Source organism: Pseudomonas sp. LF020 (assembly GCF_053456425.1).
Genome location: NZ_JBRFIX010000010.1, coordinates 61,310 through 85,143, shown reverse-complemented (window position 1 = coordinate 85,143; position 23,834 = coordinate 61,310). Strand labels below are relative to the sequence as shown.

At 60.8% G+C, this 23,834-nt stretch carries 24 protein-coding genes and 1 pseudogene; 5 read left to right on the top strand and 20 right to left on the bottom strand.

What is annotated here, in order from left to right:
- Positions 1 to 20: 20 nt before the first annotated feature.
- From ACU680_RS22420 to exbB, 6 genes are all read right to left on the bottom strand, one after another.
- Positions 21 to 1,421: an aminoacyl-tRNA deacylase and HDOD domain-containing protein gene (locus tag ACU680_RS22420; RefSeq protein ID WP_007962347.1), complete on the bottom strand. Its 1,401-nt coding sequence runs from the start codon at positions 1,419 to 1,421 to the stop codon at positions 21 to 23.
- A gap of 79 nt (positions 1,422 to 1,500) precedes the next feature.
- On the bottom strand, positions 1,501 to 3,576 hold the full coding sequence (gene recG / locus ACU680_RS22415; RefSeq protein ID WP_041071570.1) for an ATP-dependent DNA helicase RecG: 2,076 nt from the start codon (positions 3,574 to 3,576) through the stop codon (positions 1,501 to 1,503).
- Between the two features lie 9 nt (positions 3,577 to 3,585).
- Positions 3,586 to 4,515, bottom strand: coding sequence for a hydrogen peroxide-inducible genes activator (locus ACU680_RS22410; RefSeq protein ID WP_007962352.1), 930 nt, complete (start codon positions 4,513 to 4,515; stop codon positions 3,586 to 3,588).
- Between the two features lie 212 nt (positions 4,516 to 4,727).
- On the bottom strand, positions 4,728 to 5,474 hold the full coding sequence (locus ACU680_RS22405) for an energy transducer TonB family protein (protein WP_448180545.1): 747 nt from the start codon (positions 5,472 to 5,474) through the stop codon (positions 4,728 to 4,730).
- Positions 5,471 to 5,899: a TonB system transport protein ExbD gene (exbD, locus tag ACU680_RS22400; protein ID WP_448180544.1), complete on the bottom strand. Its 429-nt coding sequence runs from the start codon at positions 5,897 to 5,899 to the stop codon at positions 5,471 to 5,473. Before exbD ends, ACU680_RS22405 begins: the two co-directional genes overlap by 4 nt.
- Before the next feature lie 6 nt (positions 5,900 to 5,905).
- Positions 5,906 to 6,859 (bottom strand): tonB-system energizer ExbB, encoded by a 954-nt coding sequence (gene exbB / locus ACU680_RS22395; protein ID WP_448180543.1) that lies wholly within the window; start codon positions 6,857 to 6,859, stop codon positions 5,906 to 5,908.
- Positions 6,860 to 7,047: 188 nt separating this feature from the next.
- Here exbB and ACU680_RS22390 point away from each other — a divergent pair, with 188 nt between their 5' ends.
- A complete protein-coding gene (locus ACU680_RS22390; protein WP_448180542.1) occupies positions 7,048 to 7,905 on the top strand; it encodes an SDR family oxidoreductase in 858 nt (285 codons plus the stop codon).
- A 137-nt stretch (positions 7,906 to 8,042) separates the two neighbouring features.
- Here ACU680_RS22390 and ACU680_RS22385 read toward each other — a convergent pair whose 3' ends face one another.
- The 6 genes from ACU680_RS22385 to ACU680_RS22360 all read right to left on the bottom strand — a co-directional run bounded on the left by ACU680_RS22385 (position 8,043) and on the right by ACU680_RS22360 (position 13,350).
- Positions 8,043 to 8,783 carry a putative periplasmic lipoprotein gene (locus tag ACU680_RS22385; RefSeq protein ID WP_007962358.1) on the bottom strand — a complete coding sequence of 247 codons (741 nt, stop codon included), beginning with the start codon at positions 8,781 to 8,783 and terminating at the stop codon, positions 8,043 to 8,045.
- Positions 8,784 to 8,856: 73 nt separating this feature from the next.
- Complete coding sequence (locus ACU680_RS22380; RefSeq protein WP_003229509.1) at positions 8,857 to 9,237, bottom strand: RidA family protein; 381 nt, start codon at positions 9,235 to 9,237, stop codon at positions 8,857 to 8,859.
- A 24-nt stretch (positions 9,238 to 9,261) separates the two neighbouring features.
- Entirely contained in the window at positions 9,262 to 11,367 is a 2,106-nt protein-coding gene (spoT, locus tag ACU680_RS22375; RefSeq protein ID WP_025112705.1) for a bifunctional GTP diphosphokinase/guanosine-3',5'-bis pyrophosphate 3'-pyrophosphohydrolase, read from the bottom strand.
- A gap of 57 nt (positions 11,368 to 11,424) precedes the next feature.
- On the bottom strand, positions 11,425 to 11,688 hold the full coding sequence (gene rpoZ / locus ACU680_RS22370; RefSeq protein ID WP_003229503.1) for a DNA-directed RNA polymerase subunit omega: 264 nt from the start codon (positions 11,686 to 11,688) through the stop codon (positions 11,425 to 11,427).
- Between the two features lie 167 nt (positions 11,689 to 11,855).
- On the bottom strand, positions 11,856 to 12,476 hold the full coding sequence (gmk, locus tag ACU680_RS22365) for a guanylate kinase (protein ID WP_003229498.1): 621 nt from the start codon (positions 12,474 to 12,476) through the stop codon (positions 11,856 to 11,858).
- Between the two features lie 10 nt (positions 12,477 to 12,486).
- Positions 12,487 to 13,350: a YicC/YloC family endoribonuclease gene (locus ACU680_RS22360; RefSeq protein WP_448180541.1), complete on the bottom strand. Its 864-nt coding sequence runs from the start codon at positions 13,348 to 13,350 to the stop codon at positions 12,487 to 12,489.
- A gap of 270 nt (positions 13,351 to 13,620) precedes the next feature.
- On the opposite strand from ACU680_RS22360, the gene rph reads away from it, so the two are divergent.
- The 3 genes from rph (at position 13,621) to gltS (ending at position 16,340) form a co-directional block, all read left to right on the top strand.
- Positions 13,621 to 14,343, top strand: a complete 723-nt coding sequence (rph, locus tag ACU680_RS22355) for a ribonuclease PH (RefSeq protein WP_027610407.1) — start codon at positions 13,621 to 13,623, stop codon at positions 14,341 to 14,343.
- A 29-nt stretch (positions 14,344 to 14,372) separates the two neighbouring features.
- On the top strand, positions 14,373 to 14,741 hold the full coding sequence (locus ACU680_RS22350) for a DUF4870 domain-containing protein (RefSeq protein ID WP_003229492.1): 369 nt from the start codon (positions 14,373 to 14,375) through the stop codon (positions 14,739 to 14,741).
- Between the two features lie 390 nt (positions 14,742 to 15,131).
- Positions 15,132 to 16,340 (top strand): sodium/glutamate symporter, encoded by a 1,209-nt coding sequence (gene gltS, locus ACU680_RS22345; protein ID WP_448180540.1) that lies wholly within the window; start codon positions 15,132 to 15,134, stop codon positions 16,338 to 16,340.
- Between the two features lie 78 nt (positions 16,341 to 16,418).
- Here the strand turns inward: gltS and crc are convergent, their stop codons facing one another.
- Complete coding sequence (gene crc / locus ACU680_RS22340) at positions 16,419 to 17,198, bottom strand: catabolite repression control protein Crc (protein ID WP_003229491.1); 780 nt, start codon at positions 17,196 to 17,198, stop codon at positions 16,419 to 16,421.
- 82 nt (positions 17,199 to 17,280) lie between these two features.
- Here crc and pyrE point away from each other — a divergent pair, with 82 nt between their 5' ends.
- Entirely contained in the window at positions 17,281 to 17,925 is a 645-nt protein-coding gene (gene pyrE, locus ACU680_RS22335; protein WP_008078597.1) for an orotate phosphoribosyltransferase, read from the top strand.
- A gap of 168 nt (positions 17,926 to 18,093) precedes the next feature.
- Here the strand turns inward: pyrE and ACU680_RS22330 are convergent, their stop codons facing one another.
- The 7 genes and pseudogenes from ACU680_RS22330 to coaBC all read right to left on the bottom strand — a co-directional run bounded on the left by ACU680_RS22330 (position 18,094) and on the right by coaBC (position 23,769).
- Complete coding sequence (locus ACU680_RS22330; RefSeq protein WP_448180539.1) at positions 18,094 to 18,477, bottom strand: hypothetical protein; 384 nt, start codon at positions 18,475 to 18,477, stop codon at positions 18,094 to 18,096.
- Positions 18,464 to 19,123 carry a hypothetical protein gene (locus ACU680_RS22325; protein ID WP_367082057.1) on the bottom strand — a complete coding sequence of 220 codons (660 nt, stop codon included), beginning with the start codon at positions 19,121 to 19,123 and terminating at the stop codon, positions 18,464 to 18,466. Before ACU680_RS22325 ends, ACU680_RS22330 begins: the two co-directional genes overlap by 14 nt.
- Positions 19,053 to 19,265, bottom strand: a complete 213-nt coding sequence (locus ACU680_RS22320) for a hypothetical protein (RefSeq protein ID WP_367082056.1) — start codon at positions 19,263 to 19,265, stop codon at positions 19,053 to 19,055. Before ACU680_RS22320 ends, ACU680_RS22325 begins: the two co-directional genes overlap by 71 nt.
- Positions 19,266 to 19,469: 204 nt before the next feature.
- Positions 19,470 to 20,375 (bottom strand): acetylglutamate kinase, encoded by a 906-nt coding sequence (gene argB, locus ACU680_RS22315; RefSeq protein WP_007962366.1) that lies wholly within the window; start codon positions 20,373 to 20,375, stop codon positions 19,470 to 19,472.
- Between the two features lie 17 nt (positions 20,376 to 20,392).
- A pseudogene (locus ACU680_RS22310) lies at positions 20,393 to 21,769 on the bottom strand (phosphomannomutase/phosphoglucomutase); the annotation flags it as partial.
- 330 nt (positions 21,770 to 22,099) lie between these two features.
- The gene (gene dut, locus ACU680_RS22305) at positions 22,100 to 22,555 is read right to left on the bottom strand and encodes a dUTP diphosphatase (protein WP_047596787.1); all 456 of its coding nucleotides are present in this window, start codon (positions 22,553 to 22,555) and stop codon (positions 22,100 to 22,102) included.
- Between the two features lie 5 nt (positions 22,556 to 22,560).
- Entirely contained in the window at positions 22,561 to 23,769 is a 1,209-nt protein-coding gene (coaBC, locus tag ACU680_RS22300) for a bifunctional phosphopantothenoylcysteine decarboxylase/phosphopantothenate--cysteine ligase CoaBC (protein WP_003229480.1), read from the bottom strand.
- Between the last annotated feature and the right edge of the window lie 65 nt (positions 23,770 to 23,834).

The following is a 23,834-nucleotide window of genomic DNA, read 5'->3' as shown; positions in this document are numbered from 1 at the left end:
CGAGCTTGCTCGCGAAGTTTTCAGGCCTGGCTGAATTGCGAAGCCAGCTCACGCAGCAGGACTTCGGCTTCGAGGACTTTACTGACTACGTCGTTGGCCTTGTCGCGGGTCAGGCCGACGCGTTCGAGCAGGGCGTCGGGGATGTCTTCGTCTGGGCCGGAGCCGATGCCGCGGCTGCGCAGCAGGCGCACGGCCAGGCAGACGAGATTCGGGTATTCGGCGTAGGCGCCGTCGTAGCTTGGGTCGTGCTGGAAGCGCAGGGCGGTGGCCAGTTCATCGGGCATGTCCCAGTAGCGCATCAGCCACGAGCCGATCTGTTCGCGGCTGATGCCCAGCAGGTGTTGCTCGATGTAGCTGTGGCACAGGTGCGGGTTGACCTCCAGGTGGCGGCAGATCAGCGAGAAGTGCGGCGGGAACACGTGGGCCAGCAGCAGGTAGCCGAAGTTGTGCAGCAGACCGGCCAGATAGGTCAGGCCGGCTTCCGGGCGCTGGGCGCGCGGCATGGCGCGGGTCAGGCCTTCGATGACGGCGGCGGTGTAGATCGACTGCTGCCAGTACGGCGTGGTGTGTTGTGGGTGGTCTTTCGGCAGGCTCAGGGTCTTGCCGAGGGCCAGACCCAAGGCGAGGTTGATCACCAGATCGAAACCGAGCACGCGAACGATCGCGTCTTCCACCGAACGGATCTTGCCCGGCGAGGCGTAGTACGGCGACGCCGCCCAGCTCACCACTTGTGCAGCCAGCGCCGGGTCGGTTTCGACCACGCCGGTGATGTCGTCGATGGTGGCGTTGGGGTCGACGCGCAGCTTGATGATTTTTTGCGCGGTCTCGGCCAGCGGTGGAATCTCGATGGTCGCTTCCAGACGCTGCTGAATCCGGCGTGCAGTGAACGCCTGTACGGCCTGGGTGATTTCCTCGCGGTCATCGTCCGGGCGGTCGAGGTTCGGGCGGATGCTGCTCAGGGCTTCGCCGAAATTGGCGGCGCTGGCCTTGGTCAGCATGGTCTTGAAGGCTTCGCTGGTGATTTCCAGCAGCACGCCCGGCTCGCCGGAGTTGATCAAGAGCTTCGGCTCGCGCAGCAGGCTTTCTTCGTAGAGGCACGGCGAACTGGTCAGCGCCGGCAGGCCCGGCAGCAGGCTCAGGCTGTGTTTGCCGAGCATCTTTTCCAGGCGCTCGGTGGACACGGCAGTCAGGCGCCGGCCAGTGAGTTCGGCGAGGCGGTTGAGGTCGAGCAACTGGCTCTGCGGAAACAGCACCATCAGCGCGCCGACGGCATCGTCCAGCAACACGGCTTGTACCTTGCGCGAAGCGTTGAGGCCGTGGTGGTCGAGCACTTCTTCGTAGGCGATCCCCAGCTTGCCGAGCAGCAGCCGAATTACAGACGGCGCGTGCGGAAGTTCAGGGGCGAGAGCTGCGTCAGTCATGGTCTGTATCCGTTTTTGAAACAATGGCAGGAGTATAACCAGCTCTGTCGGAACGATCCTGCACAAACTGCGACGGTGCTCACACTTGGCCGTATTGCTGCCCATGGCGCAGCCAGCGGTCGAGCAATGGGCTGACGTGAGTCGGCCAGCGTTCCAGCAGCGCTTGCGCGGCATCGCGTACGGCAGGCAGCAGGTCGGCGTCGCGCATCAGGTCGGCGACCTTGAATTGCAGCAGGCCGGTCTGACGCGTGCCGAGCATTTCGCCGGGGCCGCGCAGTTCGAGGTCTTTTTCGGCAATGACGAAACCGTCGTTGGTCTCGCGCATGATGCCCAGGCGCTGACGGCCGATCTGCGACAGCGGCGGATGGTAGAGCAGCACGCAATGGCTGACCGCGCTGCCCCGGCCGACGCGACCGCGCAACTGGTGCAACTGCGCGAGGCCGAGGCGCTCGGGGTTTTCGATGATCATCAGGCTGGCGTTGGGCACGTCTACACCGACTTCGATCACCGTGGTGGCGACCAGCAGTTGCAGGTTACCGGCCTTGAATTCGGCCATGACCGCGGCTTTCTCGGCAGGCTTCATGCGCCCGTGAATCAGTCCGACTTTCAGCTCGCCGAGGGCGGCTGTGAGGTCTTCGAACGTGGTTTCGGCGGCCTGACAGGTCAGCTCTTCCGACTCTTCGATCAGCGTGCACACCCAATAGGCCTGACGCCCTTCGGCGCAGGCGCTGCGCACCCGTTCGATGACTTCGACGCGGCGGGTGTCGGTGACCAGCACGGTGTTGACCGGGGTGCGACCGGGCGGCAGTTCGTCGAGGATCGAGGTGTCGAGGTCGGCGTAGGCGCTCATCGCCAGCGTGCGCGGGATCGGCGTGGCGGTCATGATCAATTGATGCGGGCACATGCGCCCGCCGACGCCTTTCTGCCGCAGCGCCAGACGTTGCTGCACGCCGAAGCGGTGTTGTTCGTCAATGATCACCAGTGCCAGATTCTTGAATTGCACTTCGTCCTGAAACAGCGCGTGGGTGCCGACCACCATCGGCGTGCCGCTGGCGATTTGTTCCAGCGCGGCGACGCGGTTTTTGCCTTTAAGCTTGCCGGCCAGCCACGCGACGTCGATGCCCAGCGGTTCGAGCCAGCGCTTGAAGGTGATGAAGTGTTGCTCGGCAAGGATTTCGGTCGGCGCCATCAGTGCGACCTGATAACCGGCCTCCAGCGCTTGCAGCGCCGCGAGGGCGGCGACCACGGTTTTGCCCGCGCCGACGTCGCCCTGAATCAACCGCAGCATCGGTTCGTGCTGGCTGAGGTCGTAGGCGATTTCGTTGCCGACGCGTTGCTGAGCACCCGTCGGGTTGAAGCCGAGGTTGGCGAGGTATTTCGGTGGCAACTTCGTCGCTTTCGGCATCGCCGGCGCGCGCAGCGAACGCATGCTCTCGCGCAGACGCTGCTGCGACAGTTGATGGGTCAGCAGCTCCTCGAAGGCCAGCCGATGCTGCGCCCAGTGATGACCGAGGGCCAGCTCATCGACGTCGGCGTCGGCGGGCGGGTTGTGCAGGTAGCGGATCGCATCGGCCAGCGGCGCCAGTTGGTAGTCGCGGGCCAGTTCGGTCGGCAACCAGTCGGGCAGGGTGTTCGGCTTTAGCAGCGTCAGAGTCTGCATGCACAACTGACGCAGGCGCTGTTGGGTCAGGCCCTCGGTGAGCGGGTAGACCGGGGTCAGGGTTTCATCCACGGGCGGCGGTTCGTCACCGGTGATGGCGCGGTATTCCGGGTGGTAGATTTCCAGCCCCGAGGCGCCGGGGCGCACTTCGCCGTAGCAGCGAATCCGCGTGCCGCGCTTGAGGCCTTCTTTCTGTGCATTGCTGAAATGGTAGAAGCGCAGGCTCAGGCCACCGGTGCCATCCTGCATGCGCACGACGAGGCTGCGCCGCCGGCCCATGACCACGTCGGCACCGCTGACGGTGCCTTCGACCACCGCGTCCTGGCCCGGTCGCAAGTGGCCGATCGGCACCACGCGGGTGCGATCCTGATAACGCAGCGGCAGGTGAAACAGCACGTCCTGGAGGTTTTCCAGGCCGACCTTGGCCAGTTTCTCGGCCATGGCTTCGCCGACACCCTTGAGTGCCGTCACCGACACTTGCGACAGCTCAGTCATGACGCTCGCTTAACCGGCCGTAACCGGCGCGGCGGGCTTTGCCACCGAACACAGGCGAACGGAGTCGGCGAGGATCTCGATGGCTTTCGGCCGCGGGAAGCTGGCGCGCCAGGCAATCGCCACGGTGCGGAATGGGACCGGCGCCGACAGCGGCCGTACTTCGATCACGCCCGGGGCGTAGTGATGGCTGTCCACCGCCGACAGCGGCAGGATCGAGATACCCAGACCGGACGCGACCATGTGACGGATGGTTTCCAGCGAGCTGGATTCCACCGTGGTGTGCTTGGCGCCGTCGTTGCCCTTGGTCAGGGTCGGGCAGGCTTCGAGCACCTGGTCGCGGAAGCAGTGGCCTTCGCCGAGCAGCAGCAGGCTCTTGTCGTTGAGCAGGCCCGGGTCGATGGATTCTTTTTGCGTCCACGGGTGCTGGGCCGGCATCAGCACGTAAAACGGCTCGTCGTACAGCGGCAGGGTCAGCACGTCGGCTTCGTTGAACGGCAGGGCGATGATGATCGCGTCGAGCTCGCCGTTGCGCAGTTTGTCGCGCAGCACGTGGGTGAAGTTTTCTTCGATGTACAACGGCATCTGCGGGGCGACCCGGTGCAGTTGCGGAATCAGGTGCGGGAACAGGTACGGCCCGACGGTGTAGATCGCGCCGACTTTCAGCGGGGCAGTCAGCTGGTTCTTGCCGGCCTGGGCCAGTTCACGGATGCCTTGCGCCTGTTCCAGGACTTTCTGTGCCTGGGCGACAATGCCTTCACCGACCGGGGTCAGGCGCACGGCGCTTTTGCTGCGCTCGAAAATCAGCACACCGAGTTCGTCTTCAAGTTTTTTCACGCCCACTGACAGGGTCGGCTGGCTGACGTGGCAACGCTCGGCGGCGTGGCCGAAGTGCTGCTCTTGGGCGAGGGTAACGATGTAGCGTAATTCTGTGAGGGTCATAGCAAGCGTCCATGAAGTTGCGGGCCAAGCATAACGGCTGCAATCGATAGACGCACGTTATCAGACTGAGTGAGGAATGCGACACCGGGCAATGTGGGTTTGCCGTTTGTGGATGAGCTGAAAACAAAAGATCGCAGCCTTCGGCAGCTCCTACAGGGGAATGTGGATACCTGTAGGAGCTTCCGAAGGCTGCGATCTTTTGATCTTGCTACTTAGCGACGACGTTCGAGGGAGTACACAAACGGCGCAACAATTTCGATCGAGCCGTTGGTCAACATGTCCGCCGGTGGCTTGGGCAGCGGTTGCGCGCGGCGGATCATTTCCAGGGTGGCCCGGTCCAGATCGGCGTTGCCGGAGCGGCCCACCAGTTCGAACGACAGTACATTGCCTTCGGCATCAACCACGAAGCGCAGACGGTTCAAGCCTTCCTTGCCTCGTGCCTGAGCGCTGGCCGGGTACTTCTTGTACTTGGCCAAGTGCGCGAGCAGGGTGCCTTGCCAACTGGCCTTGGCAGCCATTTGCGCTGGCGACGGGCCTGGTGCCGGCTGGGCGGATTTCTCCGTCGGTGCCTGGGTCGGTTGCGTGTCGGCCGGTTTCTCCTCGGAAGGTTTTTCCTTCGGCGGTTCTGGCTTCTCTACCGGTTTAGGCGGCTGCGGTTTCGGCTTTGGCTTGGGTTTGGGCTTCGGTACGGCGATCTCGGCCTTGGGTGCTTCAGCCAGTTTCGGAATCGGCAGCTCTTCAACCGGAGCCGGTGGCTGCGGCGGTGTGACGACTTTCGGCGGAGCAGGCGGTGGCGGGGCCGGAACCGGTGCCAGCTCGACCATCATTGCCTGCGGCGGCAGTTCGATGGGCGGGCGGGCGGTCCAGTTCAGCGCCAGCGCGATGGCCAGCGCGTGAACGCCCAGCACCACGGCCAGGCTACCGCTGTAACGCGTCAGCTTATGGCGCGTCGTGATCATTTCTTGGCTGCGCTCTCAAGGCCCACCAGACCGACCTTCAGGTAACCGGCCGAGCGCAGTTTATCCATCACGCTCATCAGGTCGCCGTAGTCCACACCCTTGTCGGCCTGGAAGAAGATGGTGGTGTCTTTCTTGCCCTGGGTCTTGGTGTCGAGCACGGCGCCAAGGGTATCGGCGTTGACTTCGTCGTCGCCGATGTACAGGCGCTGATCGGCTTTTACGCTAAGGAACACCGGTTTCTCAGGGCGCGGCGCCGGTTTGGCGGTCGAGGCCGGCAGGTCGACTTTGATGTCCACGGTCGCCAGCGGCGCGGCCACCATGAAGATGATCAACAGCACCAGCATCACGTCGATGAACGGCGTGACGTTGATTTCGTGGTTCTCGGCCAGATCGTCGTCTGCGCCTTCTTTCAAATGCAGGCCCATGGCCGATTACCCCACTTTGACCATGTGCGGCTGCGAGCTGCGCTCAGGCTGGTGGTCGAGATCGCGGCTGACCAGCAACAGGACCTGCGCCGAAGCGTCGGACACCTGCGCCTTGTAGCCGGCGATGGAGCGGGCGAACACGTTGTAGATGACTACCGCAGGAATTGCGGCAACCAGACCCAGCGCGGTCGCGAGCAAGGCTTCGGCGATGCCCGGCGCCACGACGGCAAGGTTGGTGGTCTGGGTCTTGGCGATGCCGATGAAGCTGTTCATGATGCCCCATACGGTACCGAACAGGCCGACGAACGGTGCTGTGGAACCAATGGTGGCGAGGACGCCGGTGCCGCTGCTCATGTTGCGACCGCAAGCAGCCACCAGGCGCTCGAGGCGGAAGCTGACGCGCTCCTTGATGCCTTCTTTTTCACGGCTGTTGACCGACAGGCGCATTTCTTCAAGTGCATCGTGGACCAGCAGGTTGGCGAGGGTGCCTTCCTTCGCCGCAGTGGCGCTGGCTTCCTTGAGCGTTGCAGCTTTTTTCAGGGCGGCGATTTCGCCCCGCAGACGACGCTTGGCGCCCATCAGCTCAAAGCCTTTGGCGATCCAGATGGTCCAGGTGATGATGGAGGCGATGGCCAGACCGATCATCACGATTTTCACGATGATGTCGGCGTTTTGGTACATGCCCCATGGCGACAGGTCGTGGGCCATGCCCAGGGTGTTGTCGGGTTCGAGCACTTCAGGGGCGTCGGCCGGGCTGGCGTCTACAGCCTGCACCGGGTCGGTGGCGGCTGGCGCAGCGGCGGCGGGGGCGTGCTGTTCGGTGGCAGCCGGGGCGGCTGGCGCCTGGGCATCAGCGAAGGCGGCGGTCGGCGCCAGCATCAGGCTGAGCAGCAGGGCCGCCACCGCGCTGAAGGCGCGAGGTCGTTTGGTTGGCGAAGCGGGGATTTGATTACGTGTCATGCTGGCCGGACCTGAAGTAAAAAACGGTTGATGCTCTTCCAGGCCTCGTGAGGCCGAGAACAAAAGTGGGGTGCATTATTGCAAGTAATTCTTGTTAACAAAAGTAATAGAGTTTCTTTTTTTCCTTCATTGCTAGCCGTTCGTCCTTTGTGAGGGCTAGTCTGTTCCTTTCGTCTGGGAGTTTTTTGATGTCCGCGCCTTCTGTTTTGATTGCCGGTTGTGGTGATGTCGGCAGTCGTCTGGCTACGCAATTGTTGGCCGCCGGCTGGGAGGTGCATGGTCTGCGCCGTGATGTTTCGCGCTTGCCGGATGGCGTCATCGGCGTCGCCGGTGACCTGTTCAAGGAAGATTGCCCGGAAAACTGGCCGTTCGGAGCGGTGGATTACCTGGTGTATTGCGCGGCGGCCACCGATCACGATGAAGCCGGTTATCGCGCCGCCTACGTGCAGGGTTTGCAGAATGTGCTGAGCTGGCTGGATGACTTTGGGCAGGCCCCTGAGCGGCTGCTGTTCGTTTCCAGCAGCAGTGTGTACGGGCAGCAGGAAGGGGAATGGGTCGACGAGCAATCAGAAACCGTGGCTAGCGGATACTCCGGCCGGGTGATGCTTGAGGCCGAGCAAGTGGCGCTGAACAGCGGCATCCCGGCGAGCATTGTGCGCCTGACCGGTATCTACGGCCCGGGACGTGAGTGGCTGCTGACTCAAGTGCGTCGCGGTTATCGGGTGGCGGTCGAGCCGCCGCTGTACGGCAATCGCATTCACGCTGATGACGCAGCAGGGCTGATGGCGATTCTGCTGCAGGCGGCTCATCGCGGCGAGCCATTGCAGGATATCTATATCGGTGTGGATGACGCGCCGGCACCGCTTGCCGAGGTGGTCGCGTGGCTGCGGGACTATCTGGGCGTTACCGAGTGGGCGGAAGACGCCAGCGTACGCCGCACCGGCAGCAAGCGCTGCAGCAATGCCCGGGCGAAGGCGCTGGGCTGGACGCCGACTTATCCGAGTTATCGCGAAGGTTATGCGGCGATTCTTGAAGGCAAGTGCTGACCTTCTAACGCCACAAACCACTGTGGGAGCGGGCTTGCCCGCGATGGCGGCTTGGCAGTCAACTAAGGTGTTGAGTCTGATGGCCTCATCGCGGGCAAGCCCGCTCCCACAGGGTTATATATTGTTCTCAGGCGCGGTTACTGCTTCTCAAGCAACCACTTGCGCTCACCCGGGGTGAACTGCGGCATTTCATCCGCCAGTGCGCTGTTCACTGCCTGGAAAATCTCCAGCGCCTTGCCTTTGCGGGCGAAGATCCAGTTGTTGCCCTGGCCGTTGAGCTGCAGCCACATGCTGTCGTGGTCGCTGTTCATCGAGGCGCAGTCGCCTGCCAGGCACAGGGCATAGCGGTCGGCGCCGGGCAGACCGGAGACCTGGCCATCGGCCTGGAATTGCACGGTGTTGCCTTCGCCGTCGCCGCTGGCAATTTTCCAGCTGCCGCCCAGATAGGCTGAATACAGTGCGCGTTCGAAGCTGGCGCCAATCGGTGCGCCTTCCGGCACTGGGATTTGCGCGCGGTCGAACAACTGGTCGGGTTCGTTTTCGGTGGCGGCTTGCTTCATCCGGCCGCCGTCGCGTTTCAGCTCACTGCCGGAGCTGCCATAGAAGTCGACTTTCCAGGCGCCGGACTGTTCGCCCTGCAGCCGTCCTTCGACGTTCTCGAAACCGTTGGTGTAGCGGGCCTGACCGGCCTTGGTGTTGACGTCCCACTCCAGGTTCGGGCCATAGGCCTGAAGCGCTTCGCGCAGGGGGCCGCCCTTGGCCGCAGCATCGATCGCCACCTGGTTGATCCAGGTGCCGCTGATGTCACGGTCGGCGGGGTCGCTGGCACAGCCGCCGAGGAAAATGGCGAGCAGCGAGAGAGCAAGCGCTTTGCGCATGGTGGAATCCTTTCAAAACCTTTTCTTTACCGCAGAGCAGTCGGCGCAGCGTTTGAAGGCTGCGCCGTATGCATTACTCGATGACCAGGATGGCATCCATTTCGACCTGCGAACCCTTCGGCAGGGCAGCAACGCCGATGGCGGCGCGCGCTGGGTACGGCTGATCGAAGTACTTGCCCATGATCTCGTTGACCTTGGCGAAGTGGCTCAGGTCGGTGAGGAAGATGTTCAGCTTGACGATGTCCTTGAACGAACCGCCGGCAGCTTCGGCTACGGCTTTGAGGTTCTCGAACACCTGGACGGTCTGGGCTTCGAAGCCTTCAACCAGTTCCATGGTCTTTGGGTCCAGAGGGATCTGACCCGACATGTAGACAGTGTTGCCGGCCTTGATCGCCTGGGAGTAGGTACCGATGGCGGCTGGGGCCTTGTCGCTGGTGATAACGGTCTTGGTCATGTATGACTCCTTGTTAGGTGTGAATTAGGCACGCATGCGGGTGATGCGGATGACCCCGGTCAGGGCGCGCAGTTTCTTGATCACGCGGGCCAGGTGCACACGGTCGTGGACGCTGACCACCAGCTGGACGACGCTGATGCGGCCATCGCGTTCGTCCATGCTGATTTTCTCGATATTGCCGTCGGCCGCGTTGACGCTGCTGGCCAGCAGCGCGATCAGGCCGCGCTGGTGCTCCAGCTCGACGCGCAGCTCGACGTTGAATTCGCCGGTGACATCCTTGGCCCACGAGAGCTGGATGCATTTTTCCGGGTTGTGCCGGATTTCGCTGATGTTGCGGCAGTTGTCCAGGTGCACGACCATGCCTTTGCCCGCCGACAGGTGCCCGACAATCGGGTCGCCGGGGATCGGTGTGCAGCACTTGGCATAGCTCAGGACCAGACCTTCGGTGCCGCGAATCGCCAGTGGCCCTTCCGGGCTCGGCAGCTGTTCGCCTTCGCCGAGCAGACGGCGCGCCACGACATAGGCCATGCGGTTGCCCAGGCCAATGTCTTCGAGCAAATCTTCAATCAGTTCGAGGCGATACTCGCTGAGCATCGCCTTGACGCGCTCGGCCGGGATCTTCTCCAGCGAGCTGTCGAAACCGTTGAGTACTTTGTTCAGCAGGCGTTCGCCAAGGCTGATGGACTCGGAGCGGCGCTGCAGTTTCAGCGCATGGCGGATGTGCGTACGGGCCTTGCCGGTGACCACGAAGTTGAGCCACGCCGGATTCGGCCGCGCGCCAGGGGCGCTGACGATCTCGACCGTGGAGCCGCTTTGCAGCGGTTCGGACAGCGGTGCGAGTCGGCGGTTGATCCGGCAGGCGATGCAGCTGTTGCCGACGTCGGTGTGCACCGCGTAGGCAAAGTCGACCGCGGTGGAGCCTTTGGGCAGCTCCATGATCCGGCCTTTGGGCGTGAACACGTAGACCTCGTCCGGGAACAGGTCGATCTTCACGCTCTCGATGAATTCCAGCGAGTTGCCGGCACGTTGCTGCATTTCCAGCACGCCTTTGACCCACTGGCGGGCGCGGGCGTGAGTGCCTTTCGGCTGCTCGTCCCCGCTGGATTTGTACAGCCAATGGGCGGCAATGCCGTTATTGGCCATCTCTTCCATTTCGCGGGTGCGGATCTGGATCTCGATCGGCACGCCATGCATGCCGAACAGCGTGGTGTGCAGCGACTGATAGCCGTTGGCCTTGGGAATCGCGATGTAATCCTTGAAGCGCCCCGGCAACGGTTTGTACAAATTATGTACAGCACCCAGCACGCGGTAGCAGGTATCGACCTTGTCGACGATGATCCGGAACGCGTAGACGTCCATGATCTCGTTGAAGGCCCGACGCTTGCCGCGCATTTTCTTGTAGATGCCGTAGAGGTGTTTCTGACGACCGCTGACTTCGCCCTGGATGCCGTCGATCGCGAGGCAATGGCCGAGGGACTCTTCGATCTTGTTGACGATTTCCTTGCGGTTGCCCCGGGCGCGCTTGACCGCCTGGTAGATCCGCGCGGAACGCATCGGGTGCATCGCCTTGAAACCGAGGTCTTCGAATTCGATACGAATGGCGTGCATGCCCAGCCGGTTGGCGATGGGCGCGTAGATTTCGAGTGTTTCCTTGGCGATCCGGCGGCGTTTTTCCCCGGACAGCACTTCCAGCGTGCGCATGTTGTGCAGACGGTCGGCAAGCTTGACCAGGATCACGCGAATGTCGCGGGCCATGGCCATGGCCATCTTCTGGAAGTTTTCGGCCTGGGCTTCGGCCTTGGTCTCGAAGTTCATCTGGGTCAGTTTGCTGACCCCGTCGACCAGTTCGGCCACGGTTTCACCGAACTGCGCTTGCAGCGCTTCTTTGGCGATACCGGTGTCTTCGATCACGTCATGCAGCATCGCGGCCATCAGGCTCTGATGGTCCATGTGCATGTCGGCAAGAATATTCGCCACTGCAAGAGGATGCGTGACGTACGCCTCGCCGCTGCGACGGCGCTGACCGTCATGGGCTTGTTCGGCGTAGAAATACGCTCGGCGGACCAGGTTGACCTGGTCGTTGCCGAGGTAGGTCGATAAGCGATCGGCGAGGGCGTCTATGCTCGGCATGATGACTCCTGCCGTAGGCTGTGTTCCCGCGCCGTGCTACGTCGACCAGGCATAGGCTTAGACGGCCTCGTTGGACTCGTCCTCGAACGCAGCGAAGACCGGGTCTTCGTGGACGATTTCCTGCTCGGCGATGAACTCGTAGCTCATCAGGCCTTCTGCGATTTCACGCAGGGCGACAACGGTCGGCTTGTCGTTTTCCCACTGGACCAGTGGCTCTTTGCCGCCGGTGGCCAGTTGACGGGCACGCTTGGTAGAGAGCATGACCAGCTCAAAGCGGTTTTCCACGTGTTCTAGGCAGTCTTCAACGGTTACGCGGGCCATGGTATTCCTCGGAGCGAATGCAATATGCGCGCTGCCCGGTTGGGCGAGCGGACTGAGCAGTTTAAAAAATCACCAGCGATTAGGGAAGCGCTGATTTTTTGACCAGACCCTTCAACGCGCTGCAAGCACCAATGTAAAGCCCTTGCAGCGGTTTTGGGAAGAGTTGATTAACCGAGCAGTTCGGCCAGTAATTTGCCGAAACGTACCTGCTGACGCTTCTGTTGCAGCTGATTGGCGCGGAAAATCGCCTTCAGATCGTCCAGTGCATGGGCGAAATCGTCGTTGATGATCAGGTAGTCGTATTCGACATAGTGGCTCATCTCGCTGACGGCTTCGCGCATCCGGCCATCAATGATCTCGTCACTGTCCTGGCCGCGGTTGGTCAGGCGCTGGTGCAAGGCCTGCAACGACGGCGGCAGGATGAAGATCGAGCGTGCCTGCGGCATCAGCTTGCGCACTTGCTCGGCGCCTTGCCAGTCGATTTCCAGAATCAGGTCATGACCTTCGTCCAGCGTCTGCTGCAGGCGGCTTTGCGAGGTGCCGTAGAAGTTGCCGAAGACTTCGGCGCGTTCGAGGAAGTCGCCGTGCTCGCCCATCTTCACGAACTCTTCGCGGGTCACGAAGTGATAGTTCACGCCGTCCACTTCACCCGGACGCATGGCGCGGGTGGTGTGGGAGATCGAGACGCGGATCTCCGGATTGGCATCGGTCAAAGCCTTGACCAGGCTGCTCTTGCCTGCGCCCGATGGCGCGGAAATGATGTACAGGGTGCCGGTGCTGTGGGTCATGTCTGTTGCCTTACTCAATATTCTGCACTTGTTCGCGCATCTGCTCGATCAACACCTTGAGGTTGACGGCGGCCTGGGTGCTGCGCGGGTCGAAGGCCTTGGAGCCCAGTGTGTTGGCTTCGCGGTTGAGCTCCTGCATCAGGAAGTCCAGGCGCCGACCGGCGGCACCGCCGGACTTGAGCACCCGGCGCACTTCGATGATGTGGGTGCTCAGGCGATCCAGTTCTTCGGCCACATCGCTCTTTTGCGCGAGGATGACCATTTCCTGTTCCAGGCGCTGCGGATCCAGTTCGGCCTTCATGTCGTTGAAGCGGTCGAGGACTTTCTGACGCTGGGTCGCGAGCATCTGCGGCACCAGTTCACGCAGGGTCACGACGTCCTCTTCAATGGAGGTCAGGCGCTCGTTGATCAGGCGTGCCAGCTCCGCGCCTTCGCGCTCGCGGCCGGCCTTGAGTTCCTTGAGACCTTGATTGAACAGTGTCAGCGCCTCGGCGTTCAGCGCCTGTGGGTCAGTGGCATCGGCCACCAGTACGCCGGGCCAGGCCAGCACTTCCAGCGGGTTGAGTGCTGCCGGGTTGTTGATCAGGCCGGCAACGGTTTCGGCGGCGGCGACCAGTTGCGCGGCGCGCTCGCGATCAACCTGCAACGGCTTGCCGGTGCTTTCTTCAGTGAAACGCAGGGTGCATTCCAGTTTGCCCCGTGACAGGCCTTGGCGCAGGGCCTCACGCACGGCGCCTTCGAGGTCGCGGAACGACTCCGGCAGGCGCAGGTGCGGTTCCAGATAGCGGCTGTTGACCGAGCGCAGCTCCCAGCTCAGGGTGCCCTGGACGCCGGCTTTTTCGACGCGGGCGAAGGCGGTCATGCTGTGCACCATGGCGGTGACCTCGCAATGCAGATCGGCGCAGAAGGGATGTTCCGCAGGCTCGATATCAATGAATTTAAGCCGACTGGCAGCAAAGGCGCAGGATTGTAGCGCAGTGCGGCGGATGCGCCCAAACACACGGTGTGACAAAGGGCTGCAGGCCGTCGGTTATGCGCGTTTCAGGGCGTTGTGTCGACGGCCGGAATTTTTAACCCGTGCCCAGGCACGGTGCAGCGCTCTATAATGCTCGGCAGTTTTCCGTCCCCAGTACAGGTATTCCCTATGAAACGTCCAAGTGGTCGCGCTGCCGATCAGCTCCGCTCGATCCGCATTACCCGCAACTACACCAAACACGCCGAGGGATCCGTACTGGTCGAATTCGGTGATACCAAAGTCATCTGCACTGTCAGCGTCGAAAACGGCGTGCCGCGCTTCCTGAAAGGGCAAGGTCAGGGTTGGTTGACCGCCGAATACGGCATGCTGCCGCGCGCTACCGGCGAGCGTAACCAGCGTGAAGCGAGCCGTGGCAAGCAGGGCGGTCGCACCCTGGAAATCCAGCGCCTGATCGGCCGTTCGCTGCGCGCTGCGCTGGACATGTCCAAGCTGGGCGACGTCACCCTGTACGTCGACTGCGACGTGATCCAGGCTGACGGCGGCACCCGCACCGCCTCCATCACCGGCGCGATGGTTGCCCTGGTCGATGCACTGAAAGTGATCAAGAAGCGCGGCGGCCTGAAAGGCGGCGACCCGCTCAAGCAAATGATCGGCGCGGTGTCGGTCGGCATGTATCAGGGTGAGCCGGTGCTGGATCTGGACTATCTTGAAGATTCCGCCGCCGAGACTGACCTCAACGTGGTGATGACCAGCACCGGTGGCTTCATCGAAGTCCAGGGCACCGCCGAAGGCGCGCCGTTCCAGCCTGAAGATCTGAACGCCATGCTGGAACTGGCGAAGAAAGGCATGAACGAAATCTTCGAACTGCAAAAGGCTGCACTGGCCGACTGAGCAGGTTCGTAACCCGCAAGGAGGACGCGATGAGTGATGAGCAAGAGTTGCTGCCCAAGCCGAGCCAGGAGGTTCGTCAATGGGCGATGTTTTGTCACTTGTCCGCCTTGCTGGGGATCTGGATTCCGTTCGGTAATTTGATCGGGCCGCTGATCCTGTGGCAGATGAAGCGCGAGACCGATCCATTCATCGACGCTCAGGGTAAAGAAGCGCTGAATTTTCAGATCACCGTGGCGATTGCTGCCGCGATCTGTCTGCTGCTGATGGTGTTGATCATCGGCTTCTTCTTGCTGGGCCTGCTGGCCATCGGTGCATTGGTGCTGACGATCATCGCCGGGGTGAAGGCGAACGAAGGCTTTCCCTACCGTTATCCATTCACTTGGCGACTGATCAAATAACGATCAATGCTAGACCCTGGTGACTCGCAAAGTTTTAATACAAATGCCCTGACTTGTCAGGGCATTTGTGTTTCTGCAACTCGAATAATTACTCTTTCGTGTAGGAACAGTTCTATCTGCGACAAGCGGTAGTGGATATTTTTTATATATTTAACGCCTACACTTTTAGTCACAACTGCAATGCTTTAACGCGATCTCAGTCCTTGGCAATAGGACTTGGCGATTGTTAAGGTTACTCCGCATAACGTTACTTCAGAAATATCTCGATATATTCAAGCCATCGAAGGCTATTGAATTCCAAATCAATCAGTGTTGAGACAATCAGCCGATTCAATGGGCGTGCGCGGGTAAAAAGTGCGCCTGATGAATATATAGCCAAGAATAACCCCAATGATCCAGCTCGATTTTTATGGAACGCTCGTGGCCGCCTCTCTAGTGCTTTTACTGGGGCGCGGACTTATTGCACGAGTCGGTTTTCTGCGTAATTACAATATCCCTGAACCCGTCGCCGGTGGACTGGTGGTTGCGCTGGGTTTATTGATGTTGCGAACTTTTGATATGGAAATCAGATTTGATACTTCACTGCAGACGCCGTTGATGTTGGCGTTCTTTGCCACAATCGGTTTGAGCGCAGACTTTGCCAGCCTGAAAAAAGGTGGTCGCGTAGTCGGCATATTTCTACTGGCGGTTACCGGGCTTCTGGTGGTTCAGAACGCTTTGGGCATTGGCCTTGCCAAAACGTTGGGTCTTGATCCGTTGATGGGGCTCCTGACGGGTTCGATCACGCTTGCGGGCGGTCACGGTACGGGGGCGGCGTGGGGCACGGTATTCAGTGAAAAGTACGGTCTTGCTTCGGCCTCCGAGCTTGCAATCGCCTCGGCAACCTTCGGCCTGGTCCTGGGCGGTTTGATTGGTGGGCCGGTGGCTCGCCTGCTCATCAAGCGCGTTGCGGTGCCCGGTTGCCAGCCTCAACAAACGCCACGGATGCCAAAGGGTTTCGAGCAGCCGAACAAGGAGCGTTCGATCACGCCCTTTTCGTTTATCGAGACACTGGCATTGATTGCGGTGAGTTTATTGGCTGGCAATCTGCTGAATGGTTTTCTGCACGGAACCGCATTCGAGTTGCCGACGTTTGTCTGCGTTTTGTTCGTGGGAGTGGTGCTGCGTAATGGGCTGTCGGCGCTGGGCCTGTATCAGGTATTCGAGCGGGAAGTGTCGGTGCTGGGTAATGTCAGCCTGTCGCTGTTTCTGGCAATTGCCTTGATGTCTCTCAAACTCTGGGATCTGGCAGCGTTGGCACTGCCGATATTCATCATCCTGGCTGCGCAAACGTTGGTCATGGCGCTGTTTGCGATTTTTGTGACATTCAGAGTGATGGGCAGTAACTACGACGCGGCGGTTCTGGCGGCGGGGCATTGCGGTTTTGGCCTGGGCGCAACGCCAACGGCCATTGCCAACATGCAGGCGGTGACGCAGCGTTTCGGCCCTTCGCAGATTGCGTTTCTGGTGGTGCCGATGGTCGGTGCATTCTTCATCGACATCATCAACGTGATCGTCATCAAGCTCTACCTGGCCTTGCCGTTTTTTGTCGCCGTCTGAGGTCTGGACTGCTTCAGACGCGGTATAAAAAATGCCCGTATCTCGCGATACGGGCATTTTTTAACGACGAATCGACGCTTAGATGGTCAGCGTCCAGTCGTAGTCGACGATCAGCGGCGCGTGCTGCGAGAAGCGTGGCTGCCGCGGCAGGCGTGCGCTGCGTACGAAACGGCGCAGGCCCGGGGTCAGCAACTGGTAGTCGAAGCGCCAGCCCAGATTCAGCATCTCGGCCTGTTCGTTGTCCGGCCACCAGCTGTACTGGTCGCCTTCGCGGCTGACTTCGCGCAGGGCATCGACATAGCCCATGTTGCCGACAATCTCGTCCATCCAGGCGCGTTCTGGCGCCAGGAAGCCCGGGGATTGCTGGCTGTCGCGCCAGTTCTTGATGTCGAGCTTCTGCTGCGCCACGTACAGCGAGCCACAATAAATGTACTCGCGACGTTTACGCCGCTGCTTGTCCAGGTACTTGCCGAAGTCGTCCATGAGCTTGAACTTCTGGTTCAAGTCCTCATCGCCGTTCATCCCCGAAGGGAGCAGCAAGGTGGCAATACTGACTTTGTCGAAATCTGCTTGCAGGTAGCGCCCGTAGCGGTCGGCCGTCTCGAAACCGAGACCGCTGATGACAGCCTTCGGTTGCAACCGCGAATACAAAGCCACGCCGCCTTGGGCAGGGACTTCAGCATCGCAGGCATAAAGGAAGTAGCCATCCAGTTGGAAGGCTGGGTCATCCAGTTCAAAGGCGGAGGCACGGGTGTCCTGCAGGCAGATGACGTCGGCATTCTGTGCTTGCAGCCAACTGAGCAAACCACGCTCGACTGCAGCCTGAATACCATTGACGTTCACACTGATGATCCGCATAAATGGCCCCAAAAATCGCGTGCGTGTATGATACACGGCGTCAAGCTAATTAGCTAAATCCGTGGTATTTGGGGTTTTTTTCATGCAAGCGTATCAGCGCGATTTCATTCGTTTTGCCATCGATCGCGGCGTTTTGCGCTTCGGTGAGTTCACCCTGAAGTCCGGGCGCACCAGTCCTTACTTCTTCAATGCCGGCCTGTTCAACTCGGGTTCGGCCCTGGCGCAGCTGGGGCGTTTCTACGCGGCAGCCATTGCCGAAAGCGGCATTCCGTTCGACGTGCTGTTTGGCCCGGCCTACAAAGGCATCCCGCTGGCAGCGACCACCGCTGTCGCGCTGGCCGAGCATCACGACCGCGACCTGCCGTGGTGCTTCAACCGCAAGGAAGCCAAGGCTCACGGCGAAGGCGGCAGCCTGGTCGGCGCACCGCTGACCGGTGACGTGCTGATCATCGACGACGTGATCACCGCCGGCACCGCGATCCGCGAAGTGATGCAGATCATCGCCTCGCAGGACGGCGCCAAGGCCGCCGGCGTGCTGATCGCCCTGAACCGTCAGGAGCGTGGCAACGGCGAGTTGTCGGCAATCCAGGAAGTTGAGCGTGACTTCGGTATTCCGGTGATCAGCATTGTTTCGCTGAACCAGGTGCTGGAATTCCTCGCCGACGATCCGCAGCTCAAGCAGCATCTGCCAGCCGTGGAAGCGTACCGCGCGCAGTTCGGCGTCTGATGGCCTAGGCGCTTTTGTGGCGAGGGAGCTTGCTCCCGCTTGAGTGCGCAGCGCTCAAAATATTTTGGGGCCGCTTCGCAGCCCAGCGGGAGCAAGCTCCCTCGCCACAAGTGATTCACAGTGGAAGACCCCGTTCAGTCAGGCTGAACGGGGTCTTTTGTTTGAGGTTTAACGCAGCTTTCGCCATTTTTTCAGCAGTTTAAGGGTCAACTCTACGTTGATCAGCGCAAACGCCAGCAACGCCAGCACCACCATCACATACAACGTGCGATCAACATCAAAATCCCACAGATCCAGCGTGCTGCTGCGAATTATCCGCACCGCAGCCGGCAAGTTGACGTAAAACAGCACCGTAAACGCGCACGTCAGCGGCAGCGCTCGCGAATAAAACGCCTTCCATACTTTCTCTCGACTGCGCCTGCGGTTCTGTGGGCCGGATTGATATTCATCCAGTGCCAACGCTTCACTGAGCTTCGGCCAAGCCAGGTTGAACAGAAAAGTGGTCAGGGTCAGCAGCAAGCCGCTGACCGCGACGATGTCACTGAACGGCATTGAGCCCCAGCGTTGCGCACAACAAATCGTGAGAGTCCTCGCTGATCTCAAACTGTCCGGCGCTGCCTTTGCGCTTGATGATAGGTTTGAACGTTGGTTCGTTTTGCGTGATGAGCATGTTCAGCTCATCGCGAATCACGTCCGAACTGATGACCACCAGATAGACATCTTTCGCGTGCTCCGCAGACGCCACGACCGCCCGCATGCTGTGCTGCAGGATGTCATCGAGCTGATTGCGAAAGCGCGACACGGTGTTTTTCAGCAGGGTCTTGCTTTGACTTTGAGTCAGCTGAAAGATCGTCGAGATTTGCGATTCCGTCGGTAGAGTCTGTCCGAAGTAGCTTTGAATCAGGTACAGCAGGCGATCCTGCTTGGCCTCATCGGCCCGGCTGGGCATTCCGCCCTCGACCAGCATTTTCAGGTATTCGGTCAGACTGGCCTTGGCGATGCGCTGAAGAGCGTTGGCAATTTCCGCGTCGCCGATACGCAGGGTCTTTTTGACCGGTTCCTTTTGTTCCTGCTCGAAAGCGTCCGCGTCGATATTGAAAGATATCTGCATGGCTCGTCTCCCTTGTTTATTTGGAAGATTGGCCCGGATACGGATCGGCAGCAGCGTCGCCCTGGCCCGCCAGGATGTTCCAGCCATTGAGCACGTGGGTGCTGGGTTGGTAGTCAGGGCAGGGCGGCAGTGAAGTTTTCGACTGATTGGAATACTCGCGTCCGCAGTCTGCACATTCATAGGTGCCTGCGGAAACATCGCTGCCGTACGGTACGCGGTCTTTTTGCATGGGGAAGATCTCCTGTGGGTTCAGGGAAGATCCTAGGGCGATTTGTTCTGAGGAGATGTCGGACGTTTCGCTGAGTGGAGTCAGACGTTTCTTGCGCGCATAAAAAAGATCGCAGCCTGCGGCAGCTCCTACAAAAGCAAATTTCGTGTGCGTGAAATTTCTGTAGGGAGCTGCCGCAGGCTGCGATCTTTTGCGTTTCAGCTATCAGTGACGCTTGCGATTGCTGATCAGCGTGCCCACACCGGTGTCGGTGAAGATTTCCAGCAGGATCGCATTGGGTACGCGGCCATCGATGATCAGCGAGCTGCCAACGCCGCCCTGAACCGCTTCCAGTGCGCAGCGGATCTTTGGCAGCATGCCGCCGTAGATGGTGCCGTCGGCGATCAAGTCGTCGACCTGCTGGGTGCTCAGGCCGGTCAACACGGTGCCGGACTTGTCCATCAGGCCGGCGATGTTGGTCAGCAGCATCAGCTTCTCGGCTTTCAGCGCTTCGGCGACCTTGCCGGCCACCAGGTCGGCGTTGATGTTGTACGACTCGCCGTTCTCACCGACGCCGATCGGTGCGATCACCGGGATGAAGTTGCCTTTGACCAGCAGGTTCAGCAGTTCAGTGTTGATCCCGACCACTTCGCCGACTTGACCGATGTCGATGATTTCCGGCTGGGTCATCTCCGGGGTCTGACGGGTGACGGTCAGTTTCTTCGCACGAATCAGCCCGGCGTCTTTACCGGTCAGGCCGATGGCGCTGCCGCCGTGACGGTTGATCAGGTTGACGATGCTTTTGTTGACCTGACCACCGAGGACCATTTCCACCACGTCCATGGTCGCGGCGTCGGTGACGCGCATGCCATCGACGAAGTGGCTTTCGATCGACAGGCGCTTGAGCAGATCACCGATCTGCGGGCCACCGCCGTGAACCACCACCGGGTTGATGCCCACGGCCTTCATCAAGACGATGTCGCGGGCGAAGCCGGTTTTCAGCTCCTCGCTTTCCATCGCGTTGCCGCCGTATTTGATCACCAGGGTCTTGCCGACATAACGTCGGATGTAAGGCAACGCTTCGGACAGGACCTGGGCGGTGTGGGCGGCGGCTTCGCGTTCGAGGGTCATTCAGGGCTCCGGGTGAATCAGAACGGTAGTTGGAGATCAGGTGCGACGCGTTTCAGCTGGGCGTGGAACACAGCCTTGATACGCGCAAGTTCTGCCTCGTCATCGGCCTCGAAACGCAGCACCAGCACCGGTGTGGTGTTGGAGGCGCGCACCAGGCCCCAGCCTTTGGCGTAATCGACTCGCACGCCGTCGATGGTGGTCAGGTCGGCGCCTGGGCCCCACTGTGCGTCGTGCAGTGCATCAATGATGCTGAATTTGCTCTCTTCGGTCACATGGATATTGATTTCCGGCGTAGAAATATCGTTCGGGAAGGTCGCAAACAGCTCTTCGGCGGTGGATTTTTCCTTGCTGAGGATCTCCAGCAACCGTGCGGCGCTGTAAATACCGTCGTCGAAACCGAACCAGCGCTCCTTGAAGAAGATGTGCCCGCTCATTTCACCGGCCAATAGAGCACCGGATTGTTTCATTTTCTTTTTGATCAACGAATGGCCAGTCTTCCACATTAGCGGACGACCACCGTACTCCTTGATCAGTGGCACCAGGCGGCGGGTGCATTTGACGTCGAAGATGATTTCCGCGTCCGGGTTGCGCGCCACCACGTCGCGGGCGAACAGCATCAGCAGACGGTCGGGGTAGACGATGCTCCCCGTGTTGGTCACTACGCCGACGCGGTCGCCATCACCGTCGAAGGCCAGACCGATGTCGGCGTTGGTTTCCTTGACCTTGGCGATCAGGTCGACGAGGTTCTCGGGCTTGCCCGGATCCGGGTGATGGTTGGGGAAGTTGCCGTCGACTTCGCAGAACAGCGGGATGACTTCGCAGTTCAGCGCTTCGATCAGTTGCGGAGCGATTACGCCGGCCGCGCCGTTGCCGCAGTCGACCACGACTTTCAGGCGTCGGGCCAGTTTGACGTCCTTGACGATTTCGGTGGTGTAGCGGTCAAGGATTTCGACCTGGGTCACGCTGCCCTGACCGCTGGTCAGGTCATTGGTCTTGATGCGCTCGTGCAGCACCTGGATCTGCTCGTTGGCCAGGGTGTCGCCGGCGATCACGATCTTGAAACCGTTGTAATTCGACGGGTTATGGCTGCCGGTGAGCATCACCCCCGACTTGCCGGTCAGCACATTGGCCGCGTAATACAGCGCAGGCGTCGGGACCAGGCCGACGTCACTGACGTGGCAGCCGCTCTCGGCAATACCGCGGATCAGTTCTGCAACCAGCTCCGGGCCGGACAGGCGACCGTCGCGACCGACGGAAACGTTCGGCTCGCCTTGAACCAGGCTCTGCGAGCCAATGGCGCGGCCGATCCAGTAGGCGGTTTCGGCATTGAGGAATTCCGGCACGGTGCCGCGAATGTCATAGGCGCGGAAGATGCTGTCGGGAAGCTTCGGGGCGATCTTGGCGGGGGTGCTCATCTGCACAAATGCTCCATCTCGAAAGTGGCGGGACACACCGACGATTCACTCGGCGGCAGGCTCAAACTGAAGGGTATGACGGCGTTTTCCACAGAGAGTTCGTGGTGTGAAAGGGCCATGACGCCTCGGCTGGCGTGGCTTGTGGCCGGCAAAACCTTGATTTTCGGTGCTAAAACCTGCTGCCGATGTAGCGCATTTTTTGTGGCGAGGTAGCTTGCTCCCGCTTGGGTGCGCAGCGCCCACAAGATTTTGGGTCTGCTGCGCAGCCCAGCGGGAGCAAGCTCCCTCGCCACAATGATGTATATCCGTTTATTTGGTGCCGGTATGGCCAAAGCCGCCCGCGCCGCGCTCGGTTTCGACGAACTCTTCCACCATTTCGAAGTGCGCCTGCACTACCGGCACTAGCACCAGTTGCGCCAGACGCTCGCCGACGGTCATGGTGAAGTCGTTCTGACCACGGTTCCAGCACGACACCATCAGCGGGCCCTGGTAATCCGAGTCGATCAGGCCGACGAGGTTGCCCAGCACGATGCCGTGCTTGTGGCCCATGCCCGAGCGCGGCAGGATCAGTGCGGCGAGGTTCGGGTCGCCGATGTAGACCGACAGACCGGTAGGGATCAGTACGGTTTCACCCGGCTTGATCACGATGTCCTGCTCCAGCATGGCGCGCAGGTCGAGGCCGGCGGAGCCCGGGGTGGCGTATTGCGGCAGCGGGAATTCAGTGCCGATGCGTGGGTCGAGGATCTTGGCTTGCAAAGCGTGCATGTAAATTAAACCTGGTTCAGACGTTCGGCGATAAAAGTGACCAGTTGGCGAGCGATCTTGCTCTTGCTGGTCTGGGCGAAAACAGTGGCGTGAAGCTCTCGGTCGATCACGCTGCAGGCGTTTTCTTCGCTGTTGAAACCGATGCTCGGGTTGGCGACGTCGTTGGCGACGATCAGATCGAGATTCTTGTCTTTCAGCTTGCGTGCAGCGTAGTCGAGCAGGTGTTCGGTCTCGGCGGCGAAGCCGACACTGAACGGACGGTCGGGGCGGGTCGCGATGGTGGCCAGGATGTCCGGGTTGCGCACCATTTGCAGGACGAAGCCGTCGCCGCTTGTAGGGTCTTTCTTGAGTTTTTGCGGGGCAACCACTTCCGGGCGGTAGTCCGCCACTGCTGCCGAGGCGATGAACACATCACACGGGATCGCAGATTCGCACGCTGCGAGCATGTCGCGGGCACTGACCACGTCGATGCGCGTGACGCGATCCGGCGTCGGCAGGTGCACCGGGCCGCTGATCAGCGTGACGCGGGCGCCGGCTTCCACCGCGGCTTCAGCGAGGGCGAAGCCCATTTTCCCGGAGCTGTGGTTGGTGATGTAGCGCACCGGGTCGATGTTTTCCTGAGTCGGGCCAGCGGTGATCACCACGTGCTTGCCGGTCAGCGCCTGACGCTGGAAGCAATCCGCCGCGCACTGCGCCAGATCGGTGGCTTCCATCATCCGGCCCATGCCGACGTCGCCGCAGGCCTGGCTGCCGGAGGCCGGGCCGAAGGTCTTCAGGCCACGGCTTTCCAGAAGTTGCAGGTTGGCCTGGGTCGCCGGGTCGCGCCACATGGCCTGGTTCATCGCCGGCGCGACCGCCACCACGGCGTCGGTGGCCAGCACCAGGGTGGTCAGCAAATCGTTGGCGATGCCTTGGGCCAGACGCGCAATCAGGTCGGCGGTGGCGGGGGCGATCAAAACCAGATCGGCCCACTTGGCCAGCTCGATGTGGCCCATGGCCGCTTCGGCGGCCGGGTCGAGCAAGTCGAGGTGAACCGGGTGCCCGGACAGCGCTTGCATGGTCAGCGGGGTGATGAACTCGGCGCCGCCATGGGTCATGACCACGCGCACTTCGGCGCCCTGGTCGATCAGGCGACGAACCAGATCGGCGCTCTTGTAGGCCGCAATGCCGCCGCCGACGCCCAGAACGATGCGTTTCCGATACAGCCGCTGCATAGGTCTGCCTTTCATTTCGTGGGTGACATACGTGGCGAAACCCCCTCCCCAGGGTGAATTCGCCC

What these genes read in the sequence shown, in the direction of transcription:
- ACU680_RS22380 (WP_003229509.1), bottom strand. Translation starts at nt 9,237, where the DNA reads ATGACCAAGACCGTTATCACCAGCGACAAGGCCCCAGCCGCCATCGGT.
- exbD (WP_448180544.1), bottom strand. Translation starts at nt 5,899, where the DNA reads ATGGGCCTGCATTTGAAAGAAGGCGCAGACGACGATCTGGCCGAGAAC.
- exbB (WP_448180543.1), bottom strand. Translation starts at nt 6,859, where the DNA reads ATGACACGTAATCAAATCCCCGCTTCGCCAACCAAACGACCTCGCGCC.
- ACU680_RS22390 (WP_448180542.1), top strand. Translation starts at nt 7,048, where the DNA reads ATGTCCGCGCCTTCTGTTTTGATTGCCGGTTGTGGTGATGTCGGCAGT.
- rph (WP_027610407.1), top strand. Translation starts at nt 13,621, where the DNA reads ATGAAACGTCCAAGTGGTCGCGCTGCCGATCAGCTCCGCTCGATCCGC.
- coaBC (WP_003229480.1), bottom strand. Translation starts at nt 23,769, where the DNA reads ATGCAGCGGCTGTATCGGAAACGCATCGTTCTGGGCGTCGGCGGCGGC.
- ACU680_RS22320 (WP_367082056.1), bottom strand. Translation starts at nt 19,265, where the DNA reads ATGCAAAAAGACCGCGTACCGTACGGCAGCGATGTTTCCGCAGGCACC.
- pyrE (WP_008078597.1), top strand. Translation starts at nt 17,281, where the DNA reads ATGCAAGCGTATCAGCGCGATTTCATTCGTTTTGCCATCGATCGCGGC.
- ACU680_RS22325 (WP_367082057.1), bottom strand. Translation starts at nt 19,123, where the DNA reads ATGGCTGGAACATCCTGGCGGGCCAGGGCGACGCTGCTGCCGATCCGT.
- ACU680_RS22405 (WP_448180545.1), bottom strand. Translation starts at nt 5,474, where the DNA reads ATGATCACGACGCGCCATAAGCTGACGCGTTACAGCGGTAGCCTGGCC.
- crc (WP_003229491.1), bottom strand. Translation starts at nt 17,198, where the DNA reads ATGCGGATCATCAGTGTGAACGTCAATGGTATTCAGGCTGCAGTCGAG.
- argB (WP_007962366.1), bottom strand. Translation starts at nt 20,375, where the DNA reads ATGACCCTCGAACGCGAAGCCGCCGCCCACACCGCCCAGGTCCTGTCC.
- rpoZ (WP_003229503.1), bottom strand. Translation starts at nt 11,688, where the DNA reads ATGGCCCGCGTAACCGTTGAAGACTGCCTAGAACACGTGGAAAACCGC.
- spoT (WP_025112705.1), bottom strand. Translation starts at nt 11,367, where the DNA reads ATGCCGAGCATAGACGCCCTCGCCGATCGCTTATCGACCTACCTCGGC.
- ACU680_RS22350 (WP_003229492.1), top strand. Translation starts at nt 14,373, where the DNA reads ATGAGTGATGAGCAAGAGTTGCTGCCCAAGCCGAGCCAGGAGGTTCGT.
- gltS (WP_448180540.1), top strand. Translation starts at nt 15,132, where the DNA reads ATGATCCAGCTCGATTTTTATGGAACGCTCGTGGCCGCCTCTCTAGTG.
- dut (WP_047596787.1), bottom strand. Translation starts at nt 22,555, where the DNA reads ATGCACGCTTTGCAAGCCAAGATCCTCGACCCACGCATCGGCACTGAA.
- gmk (WP_003229498.1), bottom strand. Translation starts at nt 12,476, where the DNA reads ATGACCCACAGCACCGGCACCCTGTACATCATTTCCGCGCCATCGGGC.
- ACU680_RS22385 (WP_007962358.1), bottom strand. Translation starts at nt 8,783, where the DNA reads ATGCGCAAAGCGCTTGCTCTCTCGCTGCTCGCCATTTTCCTCGGCGGC.
- ACU680_RS22360 (WP_448180541.1), bottom strand. Translation starts at nt 13,350, where the DNA reads ATGGTGCACAGCATGACCGCCTTCGCCCGCGTCGAAAAAGCCGGCGTC.
- ACU680_RS22420 (WP_007962347.1), bottom strand. Translation starts at nt 1,421, where the DNA reads ATGACTGACGCAGCTCTCGCCCCTGAACTTCCGCACGCGCCGTCTGTA.
- recG (WP_041071570.1), bottom strand. Translation starts at nt 3,576, where the DNA reads ATGACTGAGCTGTCGCAAGTGTCGGTGACGGCACTCAAGGGTGTCGGC.
- ACU680_RS22330 (WP_448180539.1), bottom strand. Translation starts at nt 18,477, where the DNA reads ATGCCGTTCAGTGACATCGTCGCGGTCAGCGGCTTGCTGCTGACCCTG.
- ACU680_RS22410 (WP_007962352.1), bottom strand. Translation starts at nt 4,515, where the DNA reads ATGACCCTCACAGAATTACGCTACATCGTTACCCTCGCCCAAGAGCAG.